This window comes from Lysobacter sp. TY2-98 (assembly GCF_003367355.1).
Taxonomy (GTDB): Bacteria; Pseudomonadota; Gammaproteobacteria; order Xanthomonadales; family Xanthomonadaceae; genus Cognatilysobacter.
Genome location: NZ_CP031413.1, coordinates 1,125,892 through 1,140,491, shown reverse-complemented (window position 1 = coordinate 1,140,491; position 14,600 = coordinate 1,125,892). Strand labels below are relative to the sequence as shown.

Here is a 14,600-nt window from a genome sequence, read left to right as displayed (position 1 = left end):
GCGGATCGCGGAACCGATGGGCGCGGACGTCCCGCGCCCGTTCAACGCGTTCCAGGCGTCGCAAGGCCCAGCGCCACGAGGCGTGCCAGCGCATCGGCGAATCGGAATCCATCGACATCACGTGCGACGGTCGCCAGCTGCGGCGCCAGCGGCGTGCCTTCCGCGTTCGCACGCAGCGTTTCGAAGGCGTCGACCGAATCGGCGTCGTCGTCGCGCAGGAGTTCGACGAAACGATCGAGCTGCGGCCGCAGCACGGTGATATCGACCGCGGCGCCCGCAGGCCGCGACGACTGCCGCGGCGGCGCAGTGATTCCCGCCAGTTCGCGCACGACAGGCGCCAACGCTTCGGCCACGCGCTTCAGCCGCGGCGCGACGTCCGGATCCGTCGGACGCGCATGCATGAGGTCTTCGAGCGCACCGGCGGCCTCCTGCACAGCCACGGCGCCGATCATGCCGGCCGTGCCCTTCAGCGTATGCGCCAGCCGCGTTGCGGTTTCATGGTCGCCCTGCTCCATCGCCGCGCTGAACTCCGCTTCGAAGTTCCGGTTTCCGTCGCGGAATCCCACCAGCATGCGCCGGTACAGCGCGTCGCTTCCGGCCGTGCTCGCACGGCCGATGCGCGTGTCGATGTGCTCGAAGCCGTCGATGCGATCGTCCGATGACGATGCGATTGCACGGTCATCCTGCGCGACCTTCGACTCCGCAACCTTGTTCGACGGCCGGATCCAGCGCGCCATGGTCGTGAACATCTCCGCGACGCGCAGCGGCTTGGCGATGTGATCGTTCATGCCCGCCTCGATCACGCGTTCGCGATCACCGGCCATCGCGTTCGCGGTCATGGCGATGACCGGCATGTCGGCGAACCGTGCATCGCCCCGGATCGCGCGCGTCGCGGCGTAGCCATCCATCACCGGCATCTGGCAATCCATGAGGATGCCGTCGAACGCCGCGTCGTTCGCCAGGGTGTCGAGCGCCTCCTGCCCGTTCTCCGCAAGCACGACGTCGAGCCCGGCCTGGCGCAGCAGCTCCGTCGCCAGCTCCTGGTTCATTTCGTTGTCTTCGACCAGCAGCACGCGTGCGCCCCGCAGGCGCGCCATCGCGTCCGCCTCGCCGGCGGCTCGCGCATCCGCACGGCGTTCGACCGGTTGCTCGTGACCGAACACCGTCGCGATCGCATCCAGCAGCGTCGATGGCGTCACCGGCTTGGTCAGGACCGCGCTGGGTGAGACGCCGCGACGCGACGCGTCCGCGAGCACGTCATCGCGGCCGTACGCCGTGACCATGATGACCGACGGCATGTTCGCCATGGCGCTGTTCTGCATGCGTTCCATGACGGCGATGCCGTCTTCGCCGGGCATGCGCCAGTCCATCAGGACGAGGTCGTAGGGCAGTGTTTTCGCGTCGGCATCGGCGATCTGTCGCAACGCTTCGAGGCCGTCCCATGCGACATCGACCTCGAGCCCGAACGAGCGCGCCATGCCGGACAGGATCTCCCGTGCCGACGCGTTGTCGTCGACGACCAGTACACGCATGCCTTTCAATTCATCGGCGTGCAGCATGCGGCGCGGCTGCGCGTCCGACTGCTCGCCGAAGCGCGCGATGAAGTGGAAGACCGACCCCTCCCCTACCCGGCTCTCCACCCAGATGCGGCCGTCCATGAGTTCGACCAGCCGCTTCGAAATCGCCAGACCCAACCCGGTGCCGCCGTACTTGCGCGTAGTCGACGCATCGGCCTGGCTGAAACTCTGGAAGAGCCGGCCGACCTGCTCGTCGGTCATGCCGATGCCGGTGTCGCGCACCTCGAAATGCAGCACGACGGCGTCGTCGTCCTTGGACTCCTGACGCACACGGACGACGACTTCACCCTGCTCGGTGAACTTCATCGCGTTGTTGCCGAGGTTCACCAGCACCTGGCCGAGCCGAAGCGGATCGCCGATCAGCGACGTGGTGACGTCCGGATCGACGTCGAACAGCAGCTCGAGGCCTTTTTCCTCGGCACGCAGCGCGAGCAGGCTCGAGAGATGGTCGAGCACATCCTCCAGCCGGAATTCGGTGCGTTCGATATCCAGCCGCCCGGCTTCGATCTTCGAGAAGTCGAGGATGTCGTTGATGATCCCGAGCAGGCTTTCGCCGGCGCGTTGCACCTTGTCGATGTAGTTGCGCTGGCGCGCGTCGAGTTCGGTGCCCAGCGCGAGATGCGACATGCCGATGATCGCGTTGAGCGGCGTGCGGATCTCGTGGCTCATGTTGGCGAGGAATTCGCTCTTGGCCCGCGTAGCCTCCAGCGCCTGCTCGCGCGCACGCAGCAGTTCGTCTTCCGTCGCTTTCTGCTGGGTGATGTCCTGGTACGCGCCGTACATGAAACGCGTCGCCCCCGTCGCGGGATCGCGCACCAGCTTGCCCGCGGCGTGTACCCAGACCGTGCGGCCATCTGCCGGGCTGCGATAGGGATAGACGGCATCGTAAGCGTCGTACTTTCCATCGACTGCCCCTTGGTAGCGCTCGATGGTGTGGTCAGCCGCGTCGGGGCTCACCGCGACAATCCGCGAGAGCCACTCTGCTTGCAGGTCGTAGCGACCATCGGGCTTGGGCGGCTCGCCGAGAATCGCCGCGGCGCGCGGCGAGGCGAAATAGACGTCGGGGGTGCGGTAGTCGACGTGCCAGTACCCGCAGTTGGTGAGCTCGAGCGCGACATCGGAAAGGAAGTTCACGCGCTTGAGCTCCTCGTCCGCGCGCTTGCGGTCGGACATGTCCTCGACGGCGAGCGCGACGCCGCCGCCGAACTCCTCGTCGATCGGGGCCGCACTGATGCGTACCCACCGGGGTTCAGCTTGGTGTTCGTTCTGCAGCGCCATCTCGAAGCCATGCACGGGCTCGCCCGTGTCCAGTGCCCGCTGCGCCGGGAGCTCAGCGAGCGGGATCGGCGTCATGTCGCTCCGGAAGGCCTTCCACCGGGCATCGGCGAGCTTGCGACCGCGCAGCTCGTCGGTGGTGGCATCGAGGATGCGGGCGCTGATCTCGTTCACTTCGACGACGCGGCCTTCCTTGTCGTACAGCACGGCGCCAACCGGCAACGCATCGAACAACGCGCGCAACCGCTGGCGTTGGGCCCGGATTTCCTGCTCCGCCTGTTTACGCGCCGTCACGTCGCGTACCGAGGCGCAGACGCAGATGCCGCGGCCTTCGAACTCCGGAAGCCGTGACAGCCCGACTTCGATCGGGAACGTCGATCCGTCCTTCCGTTGCCCGCGCAATTCCTGGTCGCCCGCGCCCATCTGGCGGGACCCCCCGGCCGCCATGAACGAATCACGCTTGGCCGAGTGGCCGTCGCGGACGCCCACCGGCACGAGGACTTCCACCTGTTGGCCGACCAGCTGGTCCGGCTCGTAACCGAACATCTTCGCGATCTGCGCGTTGATCAGCAGGATGCGGCCGCTGATGTCCGCGACGATCATGCCGTCGGGCGACGACTCGATGACGCTGCGCAGCCAGGCTTCGGTCGCCTGCAACGTGTCCTGCTGCCGCGCGAGCTCGGCCGTCTGCTCGGCGAGCTTGCCTGCCTGCGCCTCCAGCTGCTGTGCCTGCCTGCGGGAACTGTCCAGCAACTCTTCCGTACGACGGCTGCGCTGCAGGATCTGCAGGTGCGAGGCCAGCGGCGCCAGCAGGCCTTCCGCCAATGCGCACTCGCGCCGATGCGGCAGTCGGAACCCGGCGACTTCCACCACCGCCAGCAATTCACCGGCGCGCACCACCGGCCACACCTCGACGACATCGGGACGGGTCGCACTCATGCCCGACGTGATCGGCAGATAGTCGGGTGGCACGCGATCGAGCAGCACCGGGCGGCGCTCGACCGCACATTGGCCGACGAGTCCCTCGCCGAAAGCGATGCGATCACGCAAGCCTTCCGGGGCGACCGCGAACCGGCCGCGGATGCGCAGGGTCCTGGCGTCGTCCTCGGGCACGTAGAACGCGGCATGCCCCAGCGGCCACACCTTCGACAACGCGGACAGGTACAGCGTCGCCAATGCCTCCACCGACCGCGTGCCCGTCATCTGGCCGGCGATCTCGGACATCTTCGACACAACCCAACGCTGGTCCTCGAGTTCGCGCGACTGCTCTTGCAGCAACACGACCGAGCGCGCGAGCGTCCCGACTTCATTCGTGAACTCGGTGCACGGAATTTCGACGGCGTGATCGCCGGACGCGAGCTTTTCGGTCGCCTGTTGCAGCCTTTGCGCCGGGAGTCTGATCGAACGTCCGATCAGATGCGACAGCAGCAGGCCCAGCAGGATGGCACCCACCACCAGCGCCGCCGTGATCCGCGTGCCGCGCCGGTCCACTTCCAACGATTGCTGCACGGCCTGTGCCGCCGCGGCGCTCTTCAGCGCGAGCATTCTTACGAGATCGGCGTTCGCCTGCCGAAGTCGCTGCTGATAATCGGCGCTTCCGAGTACGGCCGCTGCCGTCGCGGTGTCCCCCGTCCGCACCCGATTCACCGCCTGCTCGACGACGCGGTCGTAGGCCGCCTGCGAGGCCTCGAACCTCTCCATGCTTTCCGCGACCACCGGCGTGATGATCGTCTGGCGCATCTGCGGGATATGCCGCTGCAGCTGCTGCCGCGCGGTCGTGACGTCGTGCAGCGCCTGTTCGACATCGCGCCGCGTTCGCCCGACGATCGCCGTCTGCAGATCCTGGTCGACGTCCACCACGTCGGCCTGCAGCGATTTGATCATCGCGATGCCGGCCATGTGCTTGGTGTACAGCGCGTCCATGCGCGACTGCATGGCGCTCTGGGTTGCCAGACTCTGCAGGCCGATGCCCAGGGCGATCAACAGCAGCACCGCGAAGGCGAGCCACAGCTTGCTGCGGATCGGCAGGGCTTCGAGGCGTGTGGACAGGCTGCTCATGGCCGTTCCCCTGACGTGTACGACGTCGCGGATGTCACGGATGGATCCGGTCGCCGAGCGATTGCTGCGTGCGCTGCGCAGCGATTGCCATCTCGCGGTCGCTGTCGATGAAGTGCTCGGCGATATGCCGGCACTCGTCCTCCAGCGCGATGAACGCATCGACGATATCGGGATCGAAATGCTGGCCACGCCCCTTGACGATGATGCCGACGGCGTCCTCGTGCCTCATCGGTTCCTTGTAGACACGGCGGCTGATCAGCGCGTCATAGACATCCGCGACGGCCATGAGCCTTCCGCAGATCGGGATGTCGTCGCCCGCGAGGCCCAGCGGATATCCCGAACCGTCCCACTTCTCCTGATGGCTGTAGGCGATGTCCCGTGCCATTTCCAGGAAACCCAGTTCCTCGCCTGCGTCTTCCAGCGCACGCTCGATCGCCTCCTTGCCGAGCGTGGTGTGCGTCTTCATGACCTCGAACTCCTCGTCCGTCAGCTTGCCGGGCTTGAGGAGGATGCGATCCGGCACACCGACCTTGCCGATGTCGTGCAACGGCGCCGACTTGAACAGCAGGTCGATGTTCGACGGCGTGCAGAACGCGGTGAAGCGCGGGTGTTCGGCGAGCTGCTGGGCGAGACGGCGCACGTAGTGCTGCGTGCGCAGGATGTGGTTGCCGGTCTCGTTGTCGCGCGTCTCCGCCAGCGACGCCATCGCACGGATGGTGACGTCCTGGATGCGCGCCACCTGGCGCGTTCGAAGTGCGACTTCCTGTTCGAGAAATGCGTTCTGGTCCTGCAGGAAATCGCGCACGCGCTTGAGTTGCAGGTGGTTGCGCACGCGCGCCAGCGTGATCGACGGACTGATCGGCTTGGTGATGTAGTCCACTGCGCCGAGTTCGAGGCCCTTTCGTTCGTCGTCCACGCCGGCCATGGCGGTGAGGAAGATCACCGGCACCTGCGCAGTCGCAGCGTCCGCCTGCAGGCGGCGCATGACCTCGTACCCGTCCATGCCGGGCATCATGATGTCGAGCAGGATGATATCCGGTGGTGCGGCGTGGGCGATCTGCAGCGCCCGCTCGCCATCCGGGGCGACTTTCACGCGGTAGTCGTGGCGCAACAGCCCGCTGATCAGCGCCAGGTTTTCGGGCGTGTCGTCGACTGCAAGGATCGTGGCGCGCTCGTCATGCTCGTCCATGTCGTGGTCCTCCACTCGAAAGGCGCGACGGGTCCGTCGCGCGAGGGGTCGTATCCGTGAAGTGGGTCGGCGTCATGTCAGAACGTCCGGCCGATCTCGAGGAACAGCGCGCCCTTGCCCGCCTCGCGCCAGCCGTAACCGAAAGCCATCGGGCCCAGCCACGAGTCGAAGCCCACGTAGAGGCTGCCGTTGAGCACGGCGTCGGCGAACGAGATGTCGGAGCGCCGTTCCCACGCGTTGCCGTACTCCAGCGTGGAGCCGACCAGCGCGGCGCGCCCGAACAGGCTCGCCAGCTTGTAGCTGTAGCCGGCGAACATCAGTGCGTAGTGCTGGCCGGTGAGTTCGTTGATGCGGAAGCCCGCGAGGCGCATCAGTCCGCCGAGGCGGTAGCGCGCATACAGCGGAAGCTCGCCTTCGACCGTGCTGTGGTAGCGCCCGCCCAGCTGCAACGCATGCGCGCCGAAGCTGCGCGCGATCACCGCGTCGAAGTCGAATTGCGCGTAGTCCTGGTCCGCCCCGAGCGACTCGCGCGACACCGCATAGCGCGCCGTGGCGAAGTAGCCGCCGCGCGGGAAGAACAGGCTGTCGAGGCGATCGACCGTGCCGAACACATAGGCGCCGCCTTCCTGGAAATCGGAGGACGCCAGTGATGGATCGCCGATCTCCACCCCGGCGCGCCCCTTGCCGAACTCGACCCCGCCGCCGGCCGATCCGATCCGGCCAAACTCGTGCGCGAGCTGCAGCCGCAGCCGGATCGCCTGGATGTCGTAGCGCGCGACCACGTTGCCGTCGCCGTCGAACACGTTGAGGTTGGGGTTCTCGTACGCGAGCCGTCCGGAGAACACGTTGGTGTCGGCCAAGTCGAGCGGCTGGTAGTACTCGCCGATGATCGCCGGCTCACTGCCCACCGCGACCGTGACCCGCCCTTCCCCGCCGAGCCGGTTGATCGGCGCGAACAGGATCGCGGCGCGCAGCGTCGTGTCGTAGCCACCCTCGAAATCCGAACTGTGGGTGAGGCCGAACTGCAGGTAGTTCGGCCCCTGCGTCTTGGGCGCCGCGTGCAGCACGATGCCGGTGCGACCGTCCTCCGTCACGACTTCATAGGTGACCTTCGCAAACGTTCCGAAGCCGTAGACGTCGAGCACCTGCGCGTCGAGGCGGTCGAGATCCACCGGCTTGCCCACCTCGACGTGCATGCGTCGAAGTAGAAGTTCGTCCGCGTAGGCGGTCTGGTTGTCCAAGCGCACGAAGTCGACGACGGGTACGCCGCCGCGCGCCGGGCGTGCGGTCTGCGCCGACGCATAGGTTTCTGGCGGCGCAGTCAGACGCGCGAGCGCGGGGCTGGCGGCCTGCGCGGCCGCGGTGCCGATATCGAGCGCCTCGATCGCCTTGTTGAAATCGCCGGTGGCGACGCGGGTGCCGAGCTGGGGCGTGATCAGCACGTCGCGCGGGCCGAGCGTCGCCAGGGAACGACGGGTATTCGCCGTCGTCATCATTCCGCTCATCTGCGACAGCACCTGCAGGGCGCTGGCGTCGTTGCCGAGCTTCTCGAGCGGGGTGCCGACATCGACCGCGATCACGATGTCGGCACCCATGTCGCGCGCGACATCGACCGGGACCTGATCGACCAGGCCGCCGTCGAGCAGCAGGTGCCCATCGATCTCGACCGGATGGAAGATCGCAGGTAGCGACATGCTCGCGCGCATCGCCATCGCCAGGCTGCCGTGGTCGAGCACCACCGCTTCGCCGGTGTTGACGTCGGTGGCGACCGCGCGGAACGGGATCGGAAGTTTGTCGAAGTCGTGGATGCCGCTGACCGGCAGCGTCTGCCGCTCCAGCAGCGCGAGGATGCGCTCGCCCTGCACCAGCCCGGGCGCGATACGCAGCCCCTTTGTCCCGATGCCCACGCCGAACGTCGTCAGACCGTCGCGATCGTCCTGCTTGCGACGGAACGTGCGTTGCGGCCGCGCGACGTCGTCGTCGAACATCGTTGGCCAGTCGGTCGAGCGCACCAGGTGTTCGATGTCGGAGGCACTCATGCCGGAGGCGTAGAGCCCGCCGACGAGCGAGCCCATGCTGGTACCGGCGATGCAGTCGATCGGAATGTGGAGTTCTTCGAGTCGGCGCAGCACGCTGACATGCGCGATGCCGCGCGCACCGCCGCCGCCGAGCACCAGCCCGATGCGCGGCCGCGTATCACCCAGCGGGCGGAGCCCGCAGGACTTCGCTGCGGTATTCGATGGTTCGCCCGCCCACGCGCAGTTCGAGAATGCGAGCAGCAGGGCGACGAGTGCGCAGAGAACGCCACGGCCGCAGCGCATCGCGCTGCGATGTCCTGCGACCGCAGCGGCGCGCCAACGCGTCATCCCGTGCTCCGTCGCGCTACGGTTGCACGACGACGTAGACGACCTGGTCGCCCTGCATCCGCTGCTCGTAGTAGACGCCGTTGCAGTGGTAGTACGGGACCGAGTACGTATGGACGATCGGGCAGCCCGCCGGCACCGACGCGTAGTAGCTGCCGATCGCCGCGGCGGTCGCGCCGATCATTGCGCCGGCGGCGATCGGATGATCGATGTCGATGCCTTCATCGACGTCAATGTTCACGTCGCGGTTGACCGTTCGGCTCGTCTCGCGGCTGACGCTGCGCGACGACGAGGACGAACCCGCCGACGACACACGCGCATTGCGGGCCTCCGACGTCTGCCGGCTCCGGTCCATCGCCATCTGGCTGGCGCGGTTGGCGTCGGTGATGGAACTGCGCGCCATCATCGCGCCGCCTCCGCCGCGGAACTGCGCGACGGCCAGCAGCGGAACGGCGACGAGCACGAGCGCACCGCAGCGCCGCGCGGACGCGAACGCGAACGCGAACTTCGAGTTCATGGCGTACCTCCCGCCGTGGCCGCGGCCACCTCGGCCTTGTTGTTGAAGGGAATCTCACGCATGTCCTTCGCGGGACTGAACCTGAACGTGTTCGAGGCGATGCTCGGCGTAGTGTCCCAGTGCAGTACCGCCTGGTACTGCGGGTCGCCGACCTCGTAGCGCGTCGTGATCACGATCTTGCGCGGCTGTCCTTCCGGCGTGATCCAGATCTGCCAGTCGACCGGGGCCTGGCGGAACGCGACCTGTTGCGTCGTCACGCCCTCGACAGGGCTTTCGCCGACGACGAGACCCACGCGTACGCCGTCGAGCAAGGTGCCGCCGAAGCCCTGGCGGAGCACGTCGACCAGCGGCATCTCCGCGCCCATGTCGAGCAGCTTGGTCACCACTGCATTGACGTTGTCCGGCGCGTCGAATTTCGCGTAGACGTTCGCATCCGGGGCCACCGTAGTGAGCGTCGCGCCGTCGTAGTAGTAGCGGCGATGGCGGAGATCGCCGTCGACGTCGATGCGGAAGCGGTTGGGCCGCTGCACGATCATCCGCGTGCGCTCGTTGTGCTGCAGCTTGTAGCCGTAGGGCAGCACTTCGTCACGCGAGATGTCGGCGTCCACCTGGAAGGCCTTGAGCTTGCCGAGGTAGTCCTTCATCCGCTGGAGCGCGGCTGCGGCATCGGGAGTGATGGCGCTGCGTGGCGCGGCGGCCGGTGTCGCGGCGTCGTCCTGCGCCATCGCGACTCCGGCGACCGGCAGAAGCGCCGCCGCGGCGATGGTGGCTGCCAGCAACGACCTGTTGAATGCCTTCATTTCCAATCTCCTGGTGGGGTGCAGGAACCGGTGGACGACCGCGCCGTGCGTGCGCGCGTCAGAAATTGAAGCCGTAACCGACGACCGGGCCGTTGAGGGTGATGCGTCCGTCGACCGTGCCTTCGCCGAAATCCAGATCGAGGTAGCGGTAGCCGAATACCCATTGCCCGACGTTCATGTGGTACTGCGCGATCGCACTCGCGCTCCACGTGCCGTTGGTCGAGCCCGTCGAGCCGTCGCCACGCACGCTGAAGTCCCAGCGGTCACCCGCCTTCCACGAGTAGCGCGCGCCGTAGAGGAAATCGCTGTAGCTCTTCGACGTCTTGAGTGAGCGCGTGTTGAGGGTCGTGTCCGTCGGGATGATCGACACGGTGAAATCGGTGTCGACGTAACGCAGGCCGGCGAACAGGTCCCATCCGTTGAAACGGTCGTCGCCCGGGCTCCAGACGCCCGCGAGGTCGAGCAAACGGCCATCGAAATCCGTCTCGCTGCGCAGGCGGGGGCGCTCGCGCTCCTGCGACAGGCCGAGATACGAGAAGTCGGCCAGCGCGCCGAAATGATCGCCCTGCCCTTCGGCATGAATGAAAAGCGCGCCGTCGAACTTGTCGAGCACGTCGTCGAACTCGTTGTCGGTGATGACGCTCGCTGGCGGCGGCCCGCTGTCGCTGATATCCGCGTTGACGGTGGCGAGCCAGACATAGGGTGTGACGTTGAACGTCCATGGATCGCCCTCCCCCGCGCGCGCCGAAAACGGAGTCGCGGCCACCGGGAGCGCAACGAGCGCGACGGCGGCAGTGCGGATTCGGTTCATGGCGCGTCTCCCGTCAGGTCTGGTGCTGCAACACGCCAACGCGACGTCGGACGGCGATGTCGCATCGGCGAAAGGAAAGAAGTGGCGGTGCCGGCAGTCACAGGAGCATCCTGAAGAGCTGCTGCACGAGGTCACCGAAGGGAATCACCGTCAGCACCAGCGGGCCGAACGGGGCGAGAGTCACCAGTGCGAGCCGCGCGATCGCGCGCACGTCGATCGGCACCGGGCGCATTTCATTCACGACGGCGCTCGCGTTGCCGAGATCGGCGAGAGACTGGATGTCGCTGCTTCCGATCAGGGGTTCGCCGGGGTCGCCGCCCTGCAGCCACTTGCGATCGAACTCGGTGACGTAGCGTGTCGACAGCGCGCCGTACCGCCGCAATCCATTGCGCCGTTCGTTCAGCAGCTTCTGGGAGAAGAACGTCAAGGGCAGGGCGATCATCGCGACCAGCACGATGACGAGCACCGCGATCTGGCCGCGGTAGTCCATGAGTTTCTCGCCGCCACTCAGCAGGCGGCTTGCGATCAGGCCCGACGACACCACGCCCTGCGCGAACAGCAGCGGCGCGAACGCGAGGACGCTTCCCCCGAGGAAACTGAGACCACCAGCGCGATCGGGATGCAGCGCGCGCAGTTCGAGCGGCAGGCGCGACACGCGCCACAGGAAGATCCACCAGATCGCGATGCGGAACCACCAGCGCAGGACGATGAACTGGAAGATCGGCACGCTGACGTGGACCATCCACCAGCCCGCGCCGGTCAGCGAAATGCCGTCGGGCGTGATGCTCGCGTACCAGGTGTCGATGGGCAGCACCAGCGCGTGCGTCCACAGCACCGGGGAGAGGATGAACACCGCGAGAAGCAGCACCACTTCGGCCGTGATCGAGTTGCGCAACCGACGCGCGCTCGCGATCGCGGCGTCGAATCGTGGCCACGCCTCGGACGCGACGATCGCGCGCTCGCGGAACTGCGCGACCGCCACGCCCACGCGCTGGTGCACGGGAATTTCCGCGAGCACGAGCAACGGCAACGCAACGAGGAAGCGCGCATACGCTTCGACGTCGTGCAGGAACGGCAGCTTGACGCCGGAAAATGCACGGCCCTCCGCCAGGCTCAGCAGCAGCAGCGGCACCCAGGCCACGAGGGAGATCACCACCATGCGTCGCGTGACGCCGTGGAGCTCGGCGTCCGCCATGTGCGCCCTGCGCATCAGCTGATAGAGCGGCCCGCCGATGACCAGCGAGAAACCGTCGTCTGCGGACGCGGCGGGGTGCGGCAGGGCGCTGGCGGAGACCGCACTCACGGGGTGCGCCGGCGTCGCGCGCGCGTCGTCGTCATGCGACACCGATCCGCACCACGCAACGGAAGCCCAGGTGCGACATCGACGTGTCCACCGGCAGCGCGAAACGCGCGGCGAAGCGGTCCAGACCCGCGTGATCGACCGGACCCGGGCGCGAGCCGCCTTTGGCGACGTTGCGCGGCAGCCCGGCGGTCGACGCGCTACGGAAGTCCGCGTCGACCAGGCGATCGAACGCGCGACGCGGCACCGTGCACGCGGCCCGTGCATCGACCCGCGAACGCAGCGCATCGCGATCGCACGTCCACTCCCAGACATTGCCGAGCATGTCGTACAGACCGAACGCGTTCGCCGCGCCCTCGCCTACCGGTGCCGTGTCGACGTGATGCGGATCGGGCAGGCCGCACCAGCGGCGGTAGTCCACCCAAGAGCCCGAGGCATTGCGGAGGTCGTGCATGTGGTCGGCGGACCAGCCGTCATCCACTTCGTCCATGCCGCCGCGTGCGGCGCGTTCCCATTCCGCTTCGGTCGGCAGCGCCTTTCCTGCCCATTCCGCGTAGGCCTCGGCGTCGGCATACGCGACGTGCACGACAGGATGATCCTCGCGGCCTTCGATCGAGCTGCCGGCGCCGTAGGGATGCCGCCAATGGGCCCCCGCGACGAGGTGCCACGGCGACGACAGGTCGTCGCGCGCCGCCGCGTCCGGCGAATACACCGCGGATGCGGGGTACAGCGTCGACGCCGCCGCATGCGGATGCAGCGTGGCGTCGAGCGCGCGTTCGGCGAGCGTGACGTAATGCGTGCGCTCGACGAAGCGTTCGAACTGCGCATTGGTGACCGGCGCGGCGTCCATCCAGAAGCCGGCCACGCCGACGTAGCGCGCCGGCATTTCCGAGGGCCCCGGATGATCCGCGCCCATGCGGAACACGCCGCCCGGAATCCACACCATGCCGGGCGTCGCCGCCGGCGGCAGCCAGTTCCCCATGTCACGGTGGGTGATGACGCTCATGGGGAACCTCGCCGAATGCGGCGGTCGCGCACCCGGGCGCGCGACGCGCGATGGACGAGGATCCCGGGATTCGAATCGACAGCGGCTTCGGCGCCGTGCGAGGTTGCGACGTCGCCCGCGACGCGCCCTGCCCCGGCCCATGCGTCATTCGCACGGACTACGGGGGACAGCGACAGCGCCCGACACGCGACGGCGTGCATGACCGCACTCCTCGGCGGAACCATTCGGATCGAGTCTGCGCGCCGCTGGAAAGGCCGAGAATTGGCCCTCGGTGAACCGCCCGATGCCCTTCAGGGCAGGGGCGCGACGCCCGCTGCGCGCGCCACCATCGACAGCAGCGTGCGGCCCTCGAACGGCTTCATGAGGTAGGCGGCATGGATGCGTTCGGCCTGTTCGCGCACTGACGGCGCGTCATGCGCGGTGATGATGATCCATTGCGCCGTCGCGCCGCGCAGGGCGAGTTCGCGGTACAGCTCGAACGCCGACATGCCGGGCAGCCGCACGTCACAGATGCAGCAGCGCGCCGCTGGCCACCACTGCGTCGCACCGAGTTCGGCGAGCAGCGACTCCGCGGAATCGAACGCCTTGATGGTGAAGCCCGAGCCCGACAGCACGCGCCGCAGCGCCTGCCGCATGGCTCCATCGTCTTCCACCAAGACGATTTCCTGCTCCATCTGCACGATAGCGTCCCAGGTGTCGCCGGGAAGGCGCCAGTTCGAGGTGCGTCGATCTTCCGCGCGACGCGGCGTCGCGCGTAAGTGGCAGTTGGGGAACCGGGCTTGCCCTTGAGGGCACGGGCTTTTGCAGCCCTTTTCCCGGCCTCAGCCGACGAGGCCGAGTGCTTCGTCGTGGCGTTGCGTAGACGGCTCGCGAAGCATGTCGCGTGTACCCGCCGAGGCGACGACGTGCGGACGCGCGACCGCCTCATGCTCCTCGGCCTCGAGGTGGACAGCGACCTGCACGAGCTCGGCAACGGTGCGGACGGCCATCTTTTCCATCACGCGGGCACGATGCGCCTTGACCGTGCGTTCGCACATGCGCAGCGAATCGGCGATCTGCTTGTTGAGCCGGCCGGCGATCACCCGCTCGAACACCGCGTGCTCGCGCGGCGTCAGCGACGACAGGCGATCCCGCGCCTCCTGCAGGTGATGGCGATGTTCGCGGCGTTCCGCGTCACCCTCCAGCGCGTTGCTGATGGCGTTGAGCAGCGTTTCCTTCTCGACGGGTTTGGTGAGGAAATCGACTGCACCCCTGCGCATCGCCTGCACGGTGGTGGGAATGTCACCGAAGCCGGTGAGGAAGATGATCGGCGGCGCATCCTCGCGCCTCGACAGCGAGCGCTGCAGGTCGAGGCCGCTCGGGCCCGGCATGCGGATATCGAGGATGACGCACCCCGGCGCGTCCATGGGCGGCCAGGAAAGCAGGAAATCGCCGGCCGATGCGTATTGGCGAACATCGAAGTCGAGAGCGCCGAGCAGGCGTCCGAGTGCATCGCGCATCGATTCGTCGTCGTCGACGATGTGGATCACTGGTGCGGCTGCCATCTCGCGCCTCCGTCCGCAACGGGTTGCGGAATCAGTCCATCGAACGCTAACCGTCGACTGAATGTAGGCCGAATCTCTTGACAGTTGTGGCGGAAATTTTCCTGTGCCGATAAGCGGTTGCGCTTCACACGCGCTTCACGCGTTCAACGGCCGCTGCAAC

The 14,600-nt window shown here is 67.4% G+C and carries 10 protein-coding genes; all 10 read right to left on the bottom strand.

The window, feature by feature from the left end:
- Nucleotides 1-41 precede the first annotated feature (41 nt).
- Entirely contained in the window at nucleotides 42-4,910 is a 4,869-nt protein-coding gene (locus DWG18_RS05400; protein WP_162823725.1) for a response regulator, read from the bottom strand.
- Nucleotides 4,911-4,944: 34 nt separating this feature from the next.
- Nucleotides 4,945-6,099 (bottom strand): two-component system response regulator, encoded by a 1,155-nt coding sequence (locus DWG18_RS05395; RefSeq protein WP_115646096.1) that lies wholly within the window; start codon nucleotides 6,097-6,099, stop codon nucleotides 4,945-4,947.
- A gap of 77 nt (nucleotides 6,100-6,176) precedes the next feature.
- Complete coding sequence (locus DWG18_RS05390; RefSeq protein WP_115646094.1) at nucleotides 6,177-8,465, bottom strand: patatin-like phospholipase family protein; 2,289 nt, start codon at nucleotides 8,463-8,465, stop codon at nucleotides 6,177-6,179.
- Between the two features lie 16 nt (nucleotides 8,466-8,481).
- Complete coding sequence (locus tag DWG18_RS05385; protein ID WP_115646092.1) at nucleotides 8,482-8,979, bottom strand: hypothetical protein; 498 nt, start codon at nucleotides 8,977-8,979, stop codon at nucleotides 8,482-8,484.
- On the bottom strand, nucleotides 8,976-9,779 hold the full coding sequence (locus tag DWG18_RS05380; RefSeq protein ID WP_115646090.1) for a DUF2092 domain-containing protein: 804 nt from the start codon (nucleotides 9,777-9,779) through the stop codon (nucleotides 8,976-8,978). Before DWG18_RS05380 ends, DWG18_RS05385 begins: the two co-directional genes overlap by 4 nt.
- A gap of 58 nt (nucleotides 9,780-9,837) precedes the next feature.
- Complete coding sequence (locus tag DWG18_RS05375; RefSeq protein ID WP_115646088.1) at nucleotides 9,838-10,590, bottom strand: hypothetical protein; 753 nt, start codon at nucleotides 10,588-10,590, stop codon at nucleotides 9,838-9,840.
- Between the two features lie 97 nt (nucleotides 10,591-10,687).
- Nucleotides 10,688-11,893: a hypothetical protein gene (locus tag DWG18_RS05370; RefSeq protein ID WP_162823724.1), complete on the bottom strand. Its 1,206-nt coding sequence runs from the start codon at nucleotides 11,891-11,893 to the stop codon at nucleotides 10,688-10,690.
- 31 nt (nucleotides 11,894-11,924) lie between these two features.
- Entirely contained in the window at nucleotides 11,925-12,896 is a 972-nt protein-coding gene (locus DWG18_RS05365; RefSeq protein WP_162823723.1) for an SUMF1/EgtB/PvdO family nonheme iron enzyme, read from the bottom strand.
- 290 nt (nucleotides 12,897-13,186) lie between these two features.
- The gene (locus DWG18_RS05360; protein WP_205289400.1) at nucleotides 13,187-13,549 is read right to left on the bottom strand and encodes a response regulator; all 363 of its coding nucleotides are present in this window, start codon (nucleotides 13,547-13,549) and stop codon (nucleotides 13,187-13,189) included.
- A 168-nt stretch (nucleotides 13,550-13,717) separates the two neighbouring features.
- The gene (locus tag DWG18_RS05355) at nucleotides 13,718-14,440 is read right to left on the bottom strand and encodes a response regulator (RefSeq protein ID WP_115646080.1); all 723 of its coding nucleotides are present in this window, start codon (nucleotides 14,438-14,440) and stop codon (nucleotides 13,718-13,720) included.
- Nucleotides 14,441-14,600: the final 160 nt, after the last annotated feature.